We start from the raw sequence: 15,969 nt of genomic DNA, 5'->3' as shown, positions 1-15,969 counted from the left end.
GCTCCCCTTCCCCGCACACCACGGCAGGGGAGCCATTTCCTGTCCGGACCTGTGCAAGACCATCATTCCTCGCCCGGCGACGGCGGCCGGACCTCCAGGATCGTCGCCGTCCCGCCGACCTCCGCGGTCTCGTACAGCGTGATCCGGTCGCCAGGGGCGAGGTGACTCCACCGCGCCGCGGTCAGGGGCAGGAGCCGCACCGGCGCCCGAGCGCCGGGCGCGAGGTCGGCAGCGAACTCGACCCACAGCACGGCGATGTCCAGTTCACACGTGCCGTCGTCCCTCCGGTTGCCGATGTCCCACATCGGCCGCAGCACCCCTGCTCCGGGAATCGGCGTACGCCGGAAGGTCTCACCGGCCGGCCGGAGCACGAGTTCGGCCCGGATGACGCCGACTCGCGCCTCGGCCAGGTCGACCACGCTGCTAGCCAGGGCTGCCAGCTGGCGCCGGTCTGCCAGCACGGAATCCATCGCCTCAGCGAACGCGCGATCAAGAATCGTCGCCCGGGCCACATCCCTCGCACGCCCCTGAGCACATCGCGGCAGTCCGAACCGCGCGTAACACACCAGTGCGTTTCGCAGCCTCCTCACACACCGCACGAGGTCGGCCGTGCTCGTGGCTCGCGGCTGCTGATGGTGAGTGCCGCAGGCGAGCAGCACATCGACCGCGGCGCGATATAGGTTCGCCTCCGCAGAGCCGCGCCGCATCGCGATAACGGACAACCGGACATGCAGTACCACGAGCCACTGAAGGGACAAGCTGGGCAGGAGCACCCACAGAAGAGCCTGCAGGCGCGACTCGGCTGCGGCTGCAAGCATGAGCCCCAACGACAAGGCCGTCAGCGCCATGATCGCCACTACCCATGACGACCACCACTCACCGCGCTCCGCCAATCGCCACCTCATCAGCACCGCGCGCAACCACCGGTCAGGCTGCTGAACGTCGAGGCGCAGAAGACACGCCTGCGACTTCTGTACCAGTTCCTCGACGTGTCGCCGGGCCCGCCGGCGTGGCGCGTTGAACCGGCGCAGCCACGACCCCGGCCGATGGACAGGGAATGCAAGCAGCGGCACATCAGCCAGCAGCCTCCCGCCGAGATAGACGGCGGCCACACTGAAGATTGACGCGTACAGCGGCGCCAACACGATCACGCCTGCGACCTCACGAACGGTAAGAGGTAATAGAAGGAACTTCCCCCGGATCCCTGTCCGGAAATGGCCACCCAACCGGTAAGTCATCCCAACGAGTGTGGGGCCCACAGATTGTGTACACATGGCACACTCGGTACCCTTGAAGCATGACTCAGCCGCTGCCCATAGAGTCCATCCGCGACGTACGCGCTCACTTGGCCGAAGTCGTCGAACGGGCCGACCGCGACGACGTACCCACTGTCATCACCCGTCGCGGCAAGCAGGTTGCCGCCGTGGTCTCGATCGAGGTTCTGCGCAAGTACCAGGAGTGGGAAGAGCGCGAGATCAACCGCATCATCGACGAGCGCATGGCGAACCCGGCCTCCGGCGTCCCGATCGAGGACGTGATGAGGGAGACGCTGGCACGCAGTGAGTGACTACCGCACGGTGTTCCGGCCCGAGGCCCAAGCCGAGCTGCGCAAGATCCCGCGCGACATGGCTCTTCGTATCCTGGCCAAACTGACAGAGCTGGAGAGCGACCCCTTCGGCTTCAACACCACCGCACTCGTATCCCAGCCTGAGCGCCGCCGCCTACGGGTCGGCGACTATCGTGTCGTCTACACGATCGACAACGGGGAACTGGTGGTGTGGGTCGTACACGTCGGACACCGCTCCACGGTCTACGACACGTAGCCGCTCCAGGTGTTGCGGACTGCTGCGGACAGCACAACGGCCTGACCCGCGTTCTCGCAGGTCAGGCCGTCTACGGGTGTGCGCTCAGACGTTGAAGCGGAACTCCACCACGTCGCCGTCCTGCATGACGTAGTCCTTGCCCTCCATGCGGGCCTTGCCCTTCGCGCGGGCCTCCGCGACCGAGCCGCATTCGACCAGGTCCGCGAAGGAGATGACCTCGGCCTTGATGAAGCCGCGCTGGAAGTCGGTGTGGATGACGCCGGCGGCCTCGGGGGCGGTGGCGCCCTGCTTGATGGTCCAGGCGCGGGTTTCCTTCGGGCCGGCCGTCAGGTAGGTCTGGAGGCCCAGGGTGGCGAAGCCGACGCGGCCGAGGGTGGCGAGGCCGGGCTCTTCCTGGCCGACGGACTGGAGGAGCTCGAGGGCTTCCTCGTCGTCCAGTTCCGCGAGGTCCGCCTCCAGCTTCGCGTTCAGGAAGATCGCCTCGGCCGGGGCGACCAGGGCGGACTGCTCCGCCTTGAAGGCCTCGTCCGTCAGCTCGTCCTCGTCCACGTTGAAGACGTACAGGAACGGCTTCGTGGTGAGGAGGTGGAGCTCGTGGAGGAGGTCGCCCTTCTCCGTGCCCTTGGTGATGCCCTTGGAGAAGAGGGTGTCACCGCCTTCGAGGATCTTCTTGGCCTCGACGACCGCCGCCAGGACCGCGACCTTCTCCTTCTGGAGGCGGGACTCCTTCGTCAGGCGCGGCTCGGCCTTCTCGATGGACTGGAGGTCGGCGAGGATCAGCTCGGTGTTGATCGTCTCGATGTCGTCCTTGGGCGAGACCTTGCCGTCGACGTGGACGACGTTCTCGTCCTTGAAGGCGCGGATGACCTGGCAGATGGCGTCCGACTCGCGGATGTTCGCCAGGAACTTGTTGCCCAGGCCCTCGCCCTCCGAGGCACCCCGCACGATGCCCGCGATGTCGACGAAGTCGACCGTGGCGGGGAGGATCTTCTGGGAGCTGAAGATCTCGGCCAGCTTGGCCAGGCGGGGGTCGGGGACGCCGACCACGCCGATGTTCGGCTCGATGGTGGCGAACGGGTAGTTGGCCGCCAGCACGTCGTTCTTGGTCAGGGCGTTGAACAGGGTCGACTTGCCGACATTCGGCAGGCCGACGATTCCGATCGTGAGCGACACGTTGGCGACTTCCCGTAGCTGGAGGGGGCGGCGGCCCGGAGGTGGGCCACCGGACAGTTTACTTTCCGCTGAGCGGCGCTGGTTGTACGCGTGTCCGGAGCGGGATCCGGGCGGCTTCCCGCCTAGTTTGGTGGGGTGGAGCAATACAGGATGCGTTCGGTACGTCACCCGCGGGTGCCCGCCCCGGTGCCCGCCCCGCCGCGGCGGCCCGCCGCGCCCCGGCGGCCGCCGCGGCCGATGCTGACCGGGCTCGGCGGCGGGCTGTTCGCCTGCGTGGCGATGCTGCTGGTGGCGGGGGTCTGCCGGCTGCTGTTCGGCTCCTCGCTCTTCGCGTACGGGCTCCTCTTCCTGCCCGTCACCGCCGCGGTCGCCGTGTGGGTGCGGCCGGCGGACCTGATCACCGCGCCGATCACGGCCCCGATCGCCTTCGCCGCCGGAGTGTGGCCGGTCTCGGGCGGCTCCGGCGGCTTCGGCGGGCAGCTCATGGGGGTGGTGTCCGCGCTGTCCCTGCACGCCGGGTGGCTGTACGCGGGCACGCTGATCGCCGGGCTGATCGCGCTGGTGCGCAGGGCCGCGCTGAGCGGGCGCCGGCGGGCCGCCCGGCAGCAGCGCAGGACGTCCAGCGCCGCCTACTGACCCGCCGCCGGCCTCCGCCTGCCGGGCGGCCCCGCCTACCGGGCGGCCCGGTCGCGGGCGGCCATGGCCGCGCCGACGATCCCCGCGTTGTTCTGGAGCTTCGCGGGGACGATCTCCGCCCGGATGCCCTTGATCAGCGGCAGGAACTTCTCCGGCTTGCGGCTGACGCCGCCGCCCAGGATGAGCAGGTCCGGGGAGAAGAGCATCTCCACGTGGGCCAGGTACTTCTCCAGCCGCTGCGCCCAGCGCTCCCAGCTGAGGTCCCCGTCCTCCTTGGCCTTGACCGACGCCCGCGTCTCCGCGTCGTGGCCCTTGAGCTCCAGGTGGCCCAGCTCCGTGTTCGGCACGAGCCTGCCGTCCAGGAAGAGCGCGCTGCCGATGCCCGTGCCCAGGGTCAGCAGGAGCACGGTGCCGGCCACCCCGCGGCCCGCGCCGTACGTCATCTCCGCGACGCCCGCGGCGTCGGCGTCGTTGAGGACCGTGACCGGCCTGCCGCCCAGCCGGTCCGACAGCAGGGCGGCCGCGTCGACGCCCACCCAGCCCTTGTCCATGTTGGCCGCCGTCCGGATCACGCCGCCGGTGACCACGCCGGGGAAGGTGACACCGACCGGGCCCTCCCAGGAGAAGGCGTCCACCACTTCCGCGACAGAGCCGGCCACCCCCTCGGGGGTGGCCGGCTGTGGGGTCCCCACCTTGTGGCGCTCCTGCGCCAGCTCGCCGCGCTCCAGGTCCACGGGAGCGCCCTTGATGCCGGAACCGCCGATGTCCACGCCGAAGATCTTCATGGACATACCGTACGAAAGGAGTTACTTGTCGGCGACCAGTTCGGCCGCTTCGGCGCGCAGGTCGCGGCGTAGCTCCTTGGGCAGGGAGAAGACGATCGACTCCTCGGCCGTCTTGACGATCTCCACGTCGGCGAAGCCGCGCTCCGCGAGCCACTCCAGCACCTGCTCGACCAGCACCTCCGGCACCGAGGCGCCCGAGGTCAGCCCGACCGTGGTGACGCCCTCCAGCCAGGCCTCGTCGATCTCGCTCGCGAAGTCGACCAGGTGGGCGGCGCGGGCGCCGGCGTCCAGGGCGACCTCGACCAGGCGGATGGAGTTCGAGCTGTTCTTGGAGCCGACGACGATGACCAGGTCGGAATCGGCGCCCATCGCCTTGACGGCGGCCTGCCGGTTCGAGGTGGCGTAGCAGATGTCGTCGCTGGGCGGGGAGACGAGCAGCGGGAACTTCGTCTTCAGCGCGTCGACGGTCTCCATCGTCTCGTCGACCGAGAGGGTGGTCTGGGAGAGCCAGACGACCTTGGACTCGTCGCGGACCTCGACCTTGGCCACGTCGTCCGGGCCGTCGACGATCGTGATGTGGTCCGGGGCCTCGCCGGAGGTGCCGATGACCTCCTCGTGGCCCTCGTGGCCGATGAGGAGGATGTCGAAGTCCTCGTTGGCGTAGCGGATGGCTTCCTTGTGGACCTTGGTGACCAGCGGGCAGGTCGCGTCGATCGTCGCGAGCCGGCCGGTCGCCGCCTCCTCGTGCACCACCGGCGCCACGCCGTGCGCGGAGAACATCACGATGTTGCCCGGCGGGACCTCCTCCGTCCGCTCGACGAAGACGGCGCCCTTCTTCTGCAGCGTCTGGACGACGTACTTGTTGTGCACGATCTCGTGGCGGACGTAGACCGGAGCGCCGTACTGCTCGAGGGCCTTCTCGACAGCGATCACGGCACGGTCCACGCCCGCGCAGTAACCGCGCGGGGCGGCGAGCAGGACGCGGCGGGAGGCGGGAGCGGGGGCGGGAGCAGTCATACGCTCCATCGTACGGGGGTCTCCAGCAGGCCGGACGTCGCCCGTTCGGCACAGACTTGGCCGAACGTCCGTACCGACCCTCACCCGGAGGACCCATGGCATCCGCGACGGATTCCCGTACGGCGGCGCCCGCGGCACTGCGCCGGAGCCTGGGCTTCCGCGACCTGGTGGTCTACGGGCTGCTCTTCATCGCGCCGATGGCCCCGGTGGGGGTCTTCGGCACCCTCGACGCGAAGTCGCACGGCGCCGTGGCCCTCGTGTACCTGGTCGCGACCGTGGCGATGGCCCTCACGGCCCTCTCGTACGCGCAGATGGTGCGGGTGGCCCCGCAGGCCGGTTCGGTCTTCACGTACGCGCGCAAGGGGCTCGGCGAGGGGCCGGGGCTGATCGCCGGGTGGATGGCGCTGCTGGACTACCTGCTGATCCCGGCGGTGGCGTACCTGTTCTCCGGGATCGCGATGCACGCGCTGGTCCCGGAGGTGTCCCGCTGGGTGTGGACGGCGCTGGCCGTGGTGGTCACCACCCTGCTGAACCTGTGGGGCGTACGGGTGGCCGCGCGGGTGGGCTTCGCCGTGCTGGCGGTGGAGATCGCGGTGCTGGTGGTGTTCCTGGTGGCGGCGGTGACCGTGCTGGCCGGCGGCGGGGCCCGGCGCGGCTGGCTCTCGCCGCTGACCGGCGACGGGTCGCTGGGCTTCTCGGCGGCGGCCGTGCTGGGCGCGGTGTCCGTGGCTGTCCTGTCGTACCTGGGCTTCGACGCCATCGCCTCCTTCGCGGAGGAGGTCACCGGGGGGAGCGCCCGGGTGGCCCGGGCGGTGCTGTTCTGCCTGGCGCTGACCGGGGTGCTGTTCGTCGCCCAGACCTACCTGGCGGCGCTGCTGGCCCCGGTGTCCTCGGCGGAGCTGGCGGCGGACCCGGCACTTCAGGGGCCGGCCTTCTACGACGCGGTCGAGGCGTCGGTCGGGTCCTGGCTGCACGACCTGGTGGCGGTGAGCAAGGCGGTCGGGGCGGCCTTCGCGGCGCTGGCCGGGCAGGCGGCGGCGGGGCGGCTGCTGTTCGCGATGGCCCGGGAGCGGCGGCTGCCGGCCGCGCTGGCGCGCACCTCGGGCGGTACGCCGCGGGCGGCGCTGCTGGTGGCGGCCTCGGTGACGCTGGTGGCGGCGGTGTGGGCGGCCCGGCGCGACGACGGCCTCGGCCATCTGGTCTCCGTGGTGGACGTCGGGGCCCTGGTGGCGTTCACCCTGCTGCACGCCTCGGTGGTGGGCTGGTTCGTCGTCCGGCGGCGGGAGGGGTCCCCGGTCTGGTGGAAGCACCTGGTGGTGCCGGTGCTGGGGGCGGCGGTGACGGTGGCGGTGATCGTGGAGGCCTCCTGGACCGCGCAGCTGGTGGGGGCGGTGTGGCTGCTGGTGGGGCTGGGGGTGCTCCTCGTGCAGCGCGGGCGCGACCGCGCGGGCGCCGACACCCCGGGCGGCGCCTGAGACGCTGTCAGCGGCGCCGGTTAGCCTGCGTGCATGGGTCTGAATACGTCGGCTGACGCGCCGCTGCCGGTCGGTCAGGTGTCCCGGCTGATCGGGGGCTGGATCGACCGCCTGGGCCAGGTGTGGGTGGAGGGGCAGATCACGCAGCTGTCCCGGCGGCCGGGGGCCGGGGTGGTGTTCCTGACGCTGCGCGACCCGTCGCACGACGTCTCGGTCAGCGTGACCTGCTTCCGCCAGGTCTGGGACGAGGTCGCGGACCTGGTCTCCGAGGGCGCGCGGGTCGTCGTACTGGCCAAGCCGGAGTGGTACGCCCCGCGCGGGCAGCTGTCCCTGCGGGTGAGCGAGATCCGCCCGGTCGGCATCGGGGAGCTGCTGGCGCGCCTGGAGCGGCTGAAGCGGTCGCTGGCCGCCGAGGGGCTGTTCGCGCTGGACCGCAAGAAGCCGCTGCCGTTCCTCCCGCAGCTGATCGGCCTGGTGGTGGGGCGGGCCTCGGCGGCCGAGCGGGACGTGCTGGAGAACGCGCGTCGCCGCTGGCCCGCGGTCCGCTTCGAGGTGCGCAACGTGGCCGTGCAGGGGGTGCACGCGGTGCCCCAGGTGGTGGAGGCGGTCAGGGAGCTGGACGCGCGCCCCGATGTGGACGTGATCATCGTGGCGCGGGGCGGCGGCAGCGTGGAGGACCTGCTGCCCTTCTCCGACGAGGAGGTCGTACGGACGGTCGCGGCCGCCCGCACCCCGGTGGTGTCGGCGATCGGGCACGAGCCGGACTCCCCGCTGCTGGACCTGGTCGCGGACCTGCGGGCGTCCACGCCGACGGACGCGGCCAAGAAGGTGGTCCCGGACGTGGGCGAGGAGCTGGAGCGGGTGCGCCAGCTCCAGGGCCGGGGGCTGCGCGCCCTGCGCGGCCTGCTCGACCGGGAGGAGCGCGGGCTGGAGCACTGCCTCGCGCGCCCGGTGTTCGTGCACCCGCAGCGGATGGTGGAGACCCGGGGGGCCGAGCTGGACGCGCTGCTGGCCCGCGGCCGGCGCACGCTCGGGCATCTGCTGGACCGGGCCGACTCGGAGCTGGAGCACACCCTCGCCCGGGTGGTGGCGCTGTCCCCGGCGGCGACCCTGGAGCGCGGGTACGCGGTGCTCCAGCGGGCGGACGGGCACGTGGTGCGGGCGGCCGCGGAGGTCACGGCGGGCGAGGTGCTGCACGTCCGGGTGGCGGCGGGCGCGTTCACGGTGGCGGTCGCGGAGTCCGGCGCCGGGGGACCGGAAGCGGGCCGGGGAGAAGGCCCGGGAGCAGGCGCGGAAACGGGCCCGGGAGAGGGCCCGGAGACGCCGGTGGAACCGGGCTCGACCGCCGGTGCAGGGCCCCTCGAAAACTGACACATTCCACCGCAACCCGATGCACCGCACACCTACGATGGGATACCAAGGAATGACCGACACCGATACGGCGCTGGGGTATGAGCAGGCGCGCGACGAGCTCGTCGAGGTCGTCCGCAAGCTGGAGGCCGGCGGCACCTCCCTGGAGGAGTCACTGACCCTCTGGGAGCGCGGCGAGGAGCTGGCGAAGGTCTGCCGGCACTGGCTCGAGGGGGCTCGCGCCCGGCTCGACTCGGCGCTGGCGGCCCGGGAGGCGGCGGCTGGCCAGGACGGCGGCGACCGCGAGGAGTGATCCGGCTCACCGCCCCGACGAGTTAGTTGAAATTTCACCTACTTTCGCCGTAGGGTCGGTGATACCGCTTCACTTCCGTACCCGACGAAGAAGGCTTACCGATGTCTCTCGTGCTCGATGCCGCTGCTCAGGACCTCCTCTTCCGCGAGGCCCGCACCGCCAACTCGTTCTCCGACGAGCCCGTGACCGAGGAGCAGGTCCAGGCCATCTACGACCTGGTGAAGTACGGCCCCACCGCTTTCAACCAGACCCCGCTGCGCATCACCCTCGTCCGCTCCCCCGAGGCCCGCGAGCGCCTCGTGAAGCACATGGCCGAGGGCAACCAGCCCAAGACCGCCGCCGCCCCGCTGGTCGCGATCCTCTCCGCGGACAACGAGTTCCACGAGGAGCTCCCCCAGCTGCTGCCGCACTTCCCGCAGGCCAAGGACGCCTTCTTCTCCGAGCGCCCGGTCCGCGAGCAGTCCGCGGTGCTGAACGCCGCCCTCCAGGCCGCCTACTTCATCATCGGCATCCGCGCCGCCGGCCTGGCCGCCGGCCCGATGACCGGCCTGGACTTCGCCGGCGTGCAGAAGGAGTTCCTGGACGCCGACCACACCCCGCTGATGGTCGTCAACATCGGCAAGCCGGGCGAGGACGCCTGGTTCCCGCGCTCCCCGCGCCTGGAGTTCGACCAGGTCGTCACCACCGTCTGAGCCGCCGGGCCGCCCGTGAGGGGCGGCCGCGGGCACCGCGTACGGCGAGAGGCCGCCCGCCCCGGATTCCGGGGCGGGCGGCCTCTCGCGTTGGTCGTGCGTACGGGGCACGGGCCCGCCGCGGCCGCTACGGGGTCTGCGGCCCCTGCTTGAACTCCAGCGCCGCCGCCATCGCGCCCAGCCCCTCGAAGGAGGCTGTGCCGGTCACCACCGTGACGTAGCCCTGCTCCTGCCGGACCAGCGCGTCGTACTTCTCGCCGTCCCAGCGCTCCCACGCCCGGTCGCCGACCTGCTGGGTCTGCCCGGTGGCCTTCGCCTGCTGGGTGAGCTTGGCCACGTTCTTGGCCGAGGCGTCGGTGGACTGCTCCACGGCGACGTACTGCCTGTCCGGATCCTGGAAGCCCAGGTGCCAGGCGTGCGCGTTCTTGCGCTCGAAGGTCACCGAGGTGGCCCGCCACTGCTCCGGAAGGCCCACCGGGGCCGCCACCGGGTACGGCGCCGCGCGCCGGGCCGTGATGGTCTCCACCCGGTAGTCCACCGTGCGCGTCGGGTCGGCGTCCTCGTCGTGGGGAACGAATATGTAGATGCCCGCCACCACCACGCCGATCACCGCCAGCGACCGGACCATGTCCCAGACCGTCTGCTTGCCTTTCATACCTGCCACGGCACCATCGTCCCGCATCGTCCTGGGCGATCACCGCCGGGGTGGGCGTGGCGGCGGGGACGGCCCCCGCGGCGGGGCACCGCGATGTCCGCTCAGCCGTACGGGCGCACCGATATTCCGCTCATACGTGACCCGGTCTGCTCAATATGTCGATGAACCGATAGAGTTCCAGCACCCTCACATCCCGGCCGTCGTCGTACAGAAAGGTGCGCTCCGATGACCGAGCACAACCTGCCGCCCCAGCTCGAAGTCGCTCCCGATTCGCCTGACCGCAACCTCGCCCTGGAACTCGTACGGGTCACCGAGGCCGCGGCCCTCGCCGCGGGCCGGTGGGTCGGCCGCGGCGACAAGATCGGCGCCGACGGTGCCGCGGTCAACGCGATGCGCACCCTGATCTCCACCGTCTCGATGAACGGCGTCGTCGTCATCGGCGAGGGCGAGAAGGACGAAGCGCCGATGCTCTTCAACGGCGAGCACGTCGGCGACGGCACCGGCGCCGAGGTCGACATCGCCGTGGACCCGATCGACGGCACCACGCTCAACGCCAAGGGCATGCCCAACGCCATCGCCGTCCTGGCCGCCGCCGACCGCGGCACCATGTTCGACCCGTCCGCGGTCTTCTACATGGACAAGCTGGTCACCGGCCCGGAGGCCGCTGACTTCGTCGACATCAACGCCCCCGTCTCGGTGAACATCCGCCGCGTCGCCAAGGCCAAGAGCATCGCCCCCGAGGACGTCACGGTCGTCATCCTGGACCGCCCCCGTCACGAGGGCATCGTCAGGGAGATCCGCGAGACCGGCGCCCGGATCAAGTTCATCTCCGACGGCGACGTCGCGGGCTCGGTCATGGCGGTCCGCGAGGGCACGGGCGTCGACCTGCTCATGGGCATCGGCGGCACCCCCGAGGGCATCATCTCGGCCTGCGCCATAAAGTGCCTCGGCGGCGTCATCCAGGGCAAGCTGTGGCCCAAGGACGAGGCGGAGCGCCAGAAGGCGATCGACGCGGGCCACGACCTGGACCGCGTCCTGACCACGAACGACCTGGTGTCCGGCGAGAACGTCTTCTTCGTCGCCACCGGCATCACGGACGGCGAGCTGCTGCGCGGCGTCCACTACCGCTCGGAGACCGCGACCACGTCCTCGCTGGTCATGCGGTCGAAGTCGGGCACGATCCGGCAGATCGACTCCACGCACCGCCTGTCGAAGCTGCGCGCCTACAGCGACATCGACTTCGACCGCGCCCAGTAGGAGCGGTCCGGCCGCCGACGGCACGGCGAAGGGGCGGTCCCTGTGCGGGGGACCGCCCCTTCGGCGTGTCCGCGGCGCGGTGCGGTGGCGGGGTGCGGTGGTCGAGGGGCCGGGGTGGCGGTGCCGGGGGCGCCGGCGCCGAGCGCCGCGCCGGTCAGCCGGCCGCGGCGACCTGGCCGGGCGCGCCCGCGCCGGGGAGCAGCTCGGCGGCCCGGCGCCGCCTGCGCCCCAGCACCACGCGGCGCTCGGCGGCGGTGAGCCCGCCCCAGACCCCGTACGGCTCGGGCTGGAGCAGGGCGTGCTCCCGGCAGGCGACCATCACGGGGCAGCGCGCACAGACCCTTTTGGCGGCCTCCTCGCGGGCGAGCCGGGCCGCGGTCGGCTCCTTGGACGGCGCGAAGAAGAGCCCCGCCTCATCCCTGCGGCAGACGGCCTCGGCGTGCCATGGGCCGTCCTCTTCCCTGGCCGGAACCCGCGGCTTCGGCACGGCGGCCGGACGCGTCTGAAGACTCTGGACGGCGGCGGCCTGCAGGGACTGATGCGGCGGATGCGGCACGGTCTACTCCTGACGACGTATACGCGAGCGAGAGACGATGCACCAGTCCCTACCCGCTGCGCGTGCCGCTAAGCGCCGCGTGCCGCCGGGGCGGACGGGTTCGTCCGAAACCGGACGCCGTCCGGTCGGATTCAGTCCCGGCGTTCGCGGCGCTTCGCGGCCAGGTCGACCAGGCGGGAGCCGCGCCGGGGGCTGGCCTCGATGTTGCCGAGCAGGGCGAAGCCGCGGACGATCACCACGGGGGCCTGAGGGTCGGCGGCGAGGCCCTCGCCGCGCACTTCGAAGTTGCCGAGGACGCCGCTGCCGTAGCCGCGCAGGGTGACGTTCTCCGGGACGAGGACCTCGACGTTGCCCAGGACGCTGGTGACGGTGATCTCGGTGACCTGCTGTTCGAAGACGGCCTCGGTGAGGTCGATCGTGATGTCGCCCATGACGGAAACCGCACGGGTGCGGGTTCCGGGGCGCCAGCGGCCCTTGCGGGCCGAGCTGCTGCACACCGCGACCACCGTCTCGACGGGTCCGGCGGCCGGCGGGGGCGCGACGGCGGGCGCGGCCGCCGTCCGGTGGGCGGCCCCGGCCGCCGGGAGGTCGCGTACGAGGACCTCCAGTTCCCCGACCGTCTTGAGGGCGTACAGGGTGTCCAGGCGCTCGGCGTGTTCCTCGGGGCTCAGCCGGCCCTCCGCGAGGGCGTCCGAGAGGGTCTGCGCGATCCGGTCCCGGTCGGCGTCGGAGGCGCGCAGGCCGGAGGGCCCGGCGGCGGGCGCGGGGGCAGGGGCGGCGGAGTGCTTTTCCAGGTCCACGCCGACAGCATAGCGAAACACGATAGATCGCGATAGTGCTGGGTGAGCCTTACCTCACAGACACAGTCGGCGCGAGAGGTCCTACGCTTGACAGTCGCGCTGCCAATTGGTCGCCAGCGCTGTCCGCCGAGTGAGGAATGGCTACCCAAATGCCGGAGTTCGCGTACACCGACCTGCTGCCCCTGGGCGAGGACACCACCCCCTACCGGCTGGTGACCTCGGAGGGCGTCTCGACCTTCGAGGCCGACGGCCGTACGTTCCTCAAGGTCGAGCCCGAGGCGCTGCGCACGCTCGCCGCGGAGGCCATCCACGACATCCAGCACTTCCTGCGCCCCGCGCACCTGGCGCAGCTCCGCCGGATCATCGACGACCCGGAGGCGAGCTCGAACGACAAGTTCGTCGCGCTCGACCTCCTGAAGAACGCGAACATCGCGGCGGCCGGGGTCCTGCCGATGTGCCAGGACACGGGCACGGCCATCGTCATGGGCAAGCGCGGCCAGAACGTGCTGACCGAGGGCGGCGACGAGGCGGCGCTCTCGCGCGGCATCTACGACGCGTACACGAAGCTGAACCTGCGCTACTCGCAGATGGCCCCGCTGACCATGTGGGAGGAGAAGAACACCGGCTCGAACCTCCCCGCGCAGATCGAGCTGTACGCGACCGACGGCGGCGCGTACAAGTTCCTCTTCATGGCCAAGGGCGGCGGCTCCGCCAACAAGTCCTTCCTCTACCAGGAGACGAAGGCGGTCCTCAACGAGGCCTCCATGATGAAGTTCCTGGAGGAGAAGATCCGCTCCCTCGGCACGGCGGCCTGCCCGCCGTACCACCTGGCGATCGTGGTCGGCGGCACCTCGGCCGAGCACGCCCTGAAGACCGCCAAGTACGCCTCCGCCCACTACCTGGACGAGCTCCCGACCGAGGGCTCGCCCCTCGGCCACGGCTTCCGCGACCTGGACCTGGAGCAGCAGGTCTTCGAACTGACCCAGAAGATCGGCATCGGCGCGCAGTTCGGCGGCAAGTACTTCTGCCACGACGTCCGCGTCGTGCGCCTCCCCCGCCACGGCGCCTCCCTGCCCGTCGCGATCGCCGTCTCCTGCTCGGCGGACCGCCAGGCGGTCGCGAAGATCACCGCCGAGGGCGTCTTCCTGGAGCAGCTGGAGACGGACCCGGCGCGGTTCCTGCCGGAGACCGAGGACTCGCACCTCGACGAGTCCGCGGACGTGGTGCGGATCGACCTGAACCAGCCGATGGACGAGATCCTGGCGACCCTCACCAAGCACCCGGTCAAGACCCGGCTGTCCCTGACCGGACCGCTGGTCGTGGCCCGCGACATCGCGCACGCCAAGATCAAGGAGCGGCTGGACGCGGGCGAGGGCATGCCGCAGTACCTCAAGGACCACCCGGTGTACTACGCCGGCCCCGCGAAGACCCCCGAGGGCTACGCCTCCGGCTCCTTCGGCCCGACGACGGCCGGCCGCATGGACAGCTACGTCGAGCAGTTCCAGGCGGCGGGCGGCTCGAAGGTCATGCTGGCCAAGGGCAACCGCTCGCAGCAGGTGACGGACGCGTGCGGCGCGCACGGCGGCTTCTACCTGGGCTCGATCGGCGGTCCGGCGGCGCGCCTGGCGCAGGACTGCATCAAGAAGGTCGAGGTCCTGGAGTACGAGGAGCTCGGCATGGAGGCCGTCTGGAAGATCGAGGTCGAGGACTTCCCGGCCTTCATCGTCGTCGACGACAAGGGCAACGACTTCTTCCAGAACCCGGCCCCGGAGCCGACGTTCACCCACATCCCGGTGCGCCAGGGGTCCCAGCTGTCGTAGCGCCTCCGCCCGGGCCGTCCGTGGCCCGCGGGACCGAGGGCCCCTCCCCCGCCCGGGGGAGGGGCCCTCGCGCATGTCGGCCGATGGGCAGATGCCGTGCCGGCGGGACCCGGCGAGGCTGTTCCCGTAAGCGAAACAGCCTTCTCTCACCGGGAGTTCACCATGAGGAACCGTACGCGGACCCTTGCCCTGGCCGGCTCCGCCGCCCTGGTCGCGACGCTGGTCGCCGCCGCTCCGGCCCCCGCCACGCCCACCGCGCACAAGCCCGCCTCGGTGCACGGCGGCGGGACGGTCTCGTACCCGTACGTGCCCGCGGACCACGACATCCGCTTCACCGTCGACGCCGAGGCCGCCCCCTGGAGCAGGCCCTTCCCGGCTCCGGGCGGGGAGCAGGGGATGCCGGTCGACGCGCGCGGCAAGGTGACCGTCTTCCACGCCATGCCCGACCAGGACTTCACCGGCGTCGCCGAGGCGGAGGTGGACTGCATGGTCACCGGTGGCAGGACCGCCACGGTGACCGCGGTGGTCACCTCCTCGAACGTCGGCTGGGAGGGCAAGCGGATCGGGATCAGCGTCCAGGACGGCGAGCGCGGGGCCCCGGACCGGGTCGGCTTCTCCTGGGGCATCGCCAACGTCGACGTGAAGGCCGACGGATCCGCCTCCGCGGCCCCCGTGGGCACCTGCATGGCCCCGGCCCCCTTCACGGAGGTGGTCAAGGGCGGTTTCAAGGTGACCCCCGCCCCGCTGGCCCCGCGACCGGCGCGTGCCGGGGTCTCCGGTTAACGTCGGGGTCACAGGCCCGCACCGGGCCGTTCACCCCGGTTCGCAAGGATCCCCGCATGGCACCGACGCTCTCGTCCCCCCGCACCGCCCGCGCCGTCCGGGTGGTCGCGCACCGCGGGGCCTCGCACGAGCACCCCGAGCACACCATCGAGGCCTACCGGAAGGCCATCGCCGACGGGGCCGACGCCCTGGAGTGCGATGTGCGCCTCAGCGGTGACGGGCGGCTGGTGTGCGTGCACGACCGGACGGTGGAGCGGACCTCCGACGGGCGGGGCGTGGTCTCCGCGATGACGTACGAGGAGCTGTCGGCGTTCGACTTCGGCGGCTGGAAGGGCGAGGAGCACCGGGGTGCGCGGGTGCTCCTCTTCGAGGACCTGCTCAGGGAGGCCCTGGCGGCGGACCGGCCCGTGGGGCTGGCGGTGGAGACCAAGCACCCGACCCGGGCGGGCGGCCGGCTGGAGGCCGAGCTGGTGCGGGTCCTGAAGGAGCACGGGCTCGCCGACGGCTCCGACGGCCGCGTCGAGGTGATGAGCTTCTCCCGCGGCGCGCTGATGCGGATGCACCGGCTGGCGCCCGGTCTGCCCGCCGTGTACCTGATCGAGCGGAGCCTGCGGCCCCCGCGCCCGCCGTTCGCGGGGCACGCCGGTCCGGGTATCGACCTGGTGCGCCGGGACCCGGGGCTGGTGGGGCGGCTGAGGGCGAAGGGGCTGCGGGTGCGGGTGTGGACCGTGGACGAGCCCGAGGACGTGGAGCTGTGCGTACGGCTCGGGGTGGAGTCGATCATCACCAACCGGCCCCGTCTGGTCCGGGAGCAGCTGGAAGCGCTGTGACGCC

The 15,969-nt window shown here is 71.6% G+C and carries 18 protein-coding genes; 11 read left to right on the top strand and 7 right to left on the bottom strand.

Annotated features, from left to right (window positions below):
• Positions 1 to 62: 62 nt before the first annotated feature.
• Entirely contained in the window at positions 63 to 1,151 is a 1,089-nt protein-coding gene (locus ACZ51S_RS13005; RefSeq protein ID WP_468960740.1) for a hypothetical protein, read from the bottom strand.
• A gap of 146 nt (positions 1,152 to 1,297) precedes the next feature.
• Between ACZ51S_RS13005 and ACZ51S_RS13000 the strand changes: the two genes are divergently transcribed.
• Positions 1,298 to 1,567 (top strand): type II toxin-antitoxin system Phd/YefM family antitoxin, encoded by a 270-nt coding sequence (locus ACZ51S_RS13000; protein ID WP_468475576.1) that lies wholly within the window; start codon positions 1,298 to 1,300, stop codon positions 1,565 to 1,567.
• On the top strand, positions 1,560 to 1,823 hold the full coding sequence (locus tag ACZ51S_RS12995) for a type II toxin-antitoxin system RelE family toxin (RefSeq protein ID WP_030207783.1): 264 nt from the start codon (positions 1,560 to 1,562) through the stop codon (positions 1,821 to 1,823). Before ACZ51S_RS13000 ends, ACZ51S_RS12995 begins: the two co-directional genes overlap by 8 nt.
• A gap of 84 nt (positions 1,824 to 1,907) precedes the next feature.
• On the opposite strand, the gene ychF is transcribed toward ACZ51S_RS12995, so the two are convergent.
• A complete protein-coding gene (gene ychF / locus ACZ51S_RS12990; protein WP_468475575.1) occupies positions 1,908 to 2,996 on the bottom strand; it encodes a redox-regulated ATPase YchF in 1,089 nt (362 codons plus the stop codon).
• A gap of 150 nt (positions 2,997 to 3,146) precedes the next feature.
• Here ychF and ACZ51S_RS12985 point away from each other — a divergent pair, with 150 nt between their 5' ends.
• Positions 3,147 to 3,632 carry a DUF6542 domain-containing protein gene (locus ACZ51S_RS12985; protein WP_468475574.1) on the top strand — a complete coding sequence of 162 codons (486 nt, stop codon included), beginning with the start codon at positions 3,147 to 3,149 and terminating at the stop codon, positions 3,630 to 3,632.
• Between the two features lie 35 nt (positions 3,633 to 3,667).
• Here ACZ51S_RS12985 and ppgK read toward each other — a convergent pair whose 3' ends face one another.
• Both ppgK and ACZ51S_RS12975 read right to left on the bottom strand, forming a co-directional pair.
• On the bottom strand, positions 3,668 to 4,417 hold the full coding sequence (gene ppgK, locus ACZ51S_RS12980) for a polyphosphate--glucose phosphotransferase (protein ID WP_468960738.1): 750 nt from the start codon (positions 4,415 to 4,417) through the stop codon (positions 3,668 to 3,670).
• 21 nt (positions 4,418 to 4,438) lie between these two features.
• Positions 4,439 to 5,443 carry a 4-hydroxy-3-methylbut-2-enyl diphosphate reductase gene (locus ACZ51S_RS12975; protein ID WP_468475572.1) on the bottom strand — a complete coding sequence of 335 codons (1,005 nt, stop codon included), beginning with the start codon at positions 5,441 to 5,443 and terminating at the stop codon, positions 4,439 to 4,441.
• Positions 5,444 to 5,529: 86 nt separating this feature from the next.
• Here ACZ51S_RS12975 and ACZ51S_RS12970 point away from each other — a divergent pair, with 86 nt between their 5' ends.
• The 4 genes from ACZ51S_RS12970 (at position 5,530) to ACZ51S_RS12955 (ending at position 9,264) form a co-directional block, all read left to right on the top strand.
• Positions 5,530 to 6,909 carry an APC family permease gene (locus ACZ51S_RS12970; protein ID WP_468800986.1) on the top strand — a complete coding sequence of 460 codons (1,380 nt, stop codon included), beginning with the start codon at positions 5,530 to 5,532 and terminating at the stop codon, positions 6,907 to 6,909.
• Positions 6,910 to 6,942: 33 nt separating this feature from the next.
• The gene (xseA, locus tag ACZ51S_RS12965) at positions 6,943 to 8,280 is read left to right on the top strand and encodes an exodeoxyribonuclease VII large subunit (RefSeq protein ID WP_468960736.1); all 1,338 of its coding nucleotides are present in this window, start codon (positions 6,943 to 6,945) and stop codon (positions 8,278 to 8,280) included.
• A 19-nt stretch (positions 8,281 to 8,299) separates the two neighbouring features.
• On the top strand, positions 8,300 to 8,572 hold the full coding sequence (locus tag ACZ51S_RS12960) for an exodeoxyribonuclease VII small subunit (RefSeq protein ID WP_468884479.1): 273 nt from the start codon (positions 8,300 to 8,302) through the stop codon (positions 8,570 to 8,572).
• A 101-nt stretch (positions 8,573 to 8,673) separates the two neighbouring features.
• Positions 8,674 to 9,264 (top strand): malonic semialdehyde reductase, encoded by a 591-nt coding sequence (locus ACZ51S_RS12955; protein WP_388934181.1) that lies wholly within the window; start codon positions 8,674 to 8,676, stop codon positions 9,262 to 9,264.
• Between the two features lie 127 nt (positions 9,265 to 9,391).
• Here the strand turns inward: ACZ51S_RS12955 and ACZ51S_RS12950 are convergent, their stop codons facing one another.
• Positions 9,392 to 9,919, bottom strand: coding sequence for a DUF4245 domain-containing protein (locus ACZ51S_RS12950; RefSeq protein ID WP_468475604.1), 528 nt, complete (start codon positions 9,917 to 9,919; stop codon positions 9,392 to 9,394).
• 225 nt (positions 9,920 to 10,144) lie between these two features.
• Between ACZ51S_RS12950 and glpX the strand changes: the two genes are divergently transcribed.
• Complete coding sequence (gene glpX / locus ACZ51S_RS12945; RefSeq protein ID WP_388934184.1) at positions 10,145 to 11,176, top strand: class II fructose-bisphosphatase; 1,032 nt, start codon at positions 10,145 to 10,147, stop codon at positions 11,174 to 11,176.
• 154 nt (positions 11,177 to 11,330) lie between these two features.
• Here glpX and ACZ51S_RS12940 read toward each other — a convergent pair whose 3' ends face one another.
• Both ACZ51S_RS12940 and ACZ51S_RS12935 read right to left on the bottom strand, forming a co-directional pair.
• Positions 11,331 to 11,732, bottom strand: coding sequence for a WhiB family transcriptional regulator (locus ACZ51S_RS12940; protein ID WP_388934188.1), 402 nt, complete (start codon positions 11,730 to 11,732; stop codon positions 11,331 to 11,333).
• Between the two features lie 131 nt (positions 11,733 to 11,863).
• A complete protein-coding gene (locus ACZ51S_RS12935) occupies positions 11,864 to 12,532 on the bottom strand; it encodes a DUF1707 SHOCT-like domain-containing protein (protein ID WP_468475569.1) in 669 nt (222 codons plus the stop codon).
• 149 nt (positions 12,533 to 12,681) lie between these two features.
• On the opposite strand from ACZ51S_RS12935, the gene ACZ51S_RS12930 reads away from it, so the two are divergent.
• The 3 genes from ACZ51S_RS12930 to ACZ51S_RS12920 all read left to right on the top strand — a co-directional run bounded on the left by ACZ51S_RS12930 (position 12,682) and on the right by ACZ51S_RS12920 (position 15,965).
• Positions 12,682 to 14,352, top strand: a complete 1,671-nt coding sequence (locus ACZ51S_RS12930) for a fumarate hydratase (RefSeq protein WP_468475568.1) — start codon at positions 12,682 to 12,684, stop codon at positions 14,350 to 14,352.
• A 162-nt stretch (positions 14,353 to 14,514) separates the two neighbouring features.
• Positions 14,515 to 15,135 (top strand): hypothetical protein, encoded by a 621-nt coding sequence (locus tag ACZ51S_RS12925; RefSeq protein WP_468800991.1) that lies wholly within the window; start codon positions 14,515 to 14,517, stop codon positions 15,133 to 15,135.
• A gap of 56 nt (positions 15,136 to 15,191) precedes the next feature.
• Complete coding sequence (locus ACZ51S_RS12920; RefSeq protein WP_468475566.1) at positions 15,192 to 15,965, top strand: glycerophosphodiester phosphodiesterase; 774 nt, start codon at positions 15,192 to 15,194, stop codon at positions 15,963 to 15,965.
• Positions 15,966 to 15,969: the final 4 nt, after the last annotated feature.

This window comes from Streptomyces sp. NPDC034043 (assembly GCF_055575675.1).
This window is presented reverse-complemented; position numbering and strand designations above follow the sequence as displayed.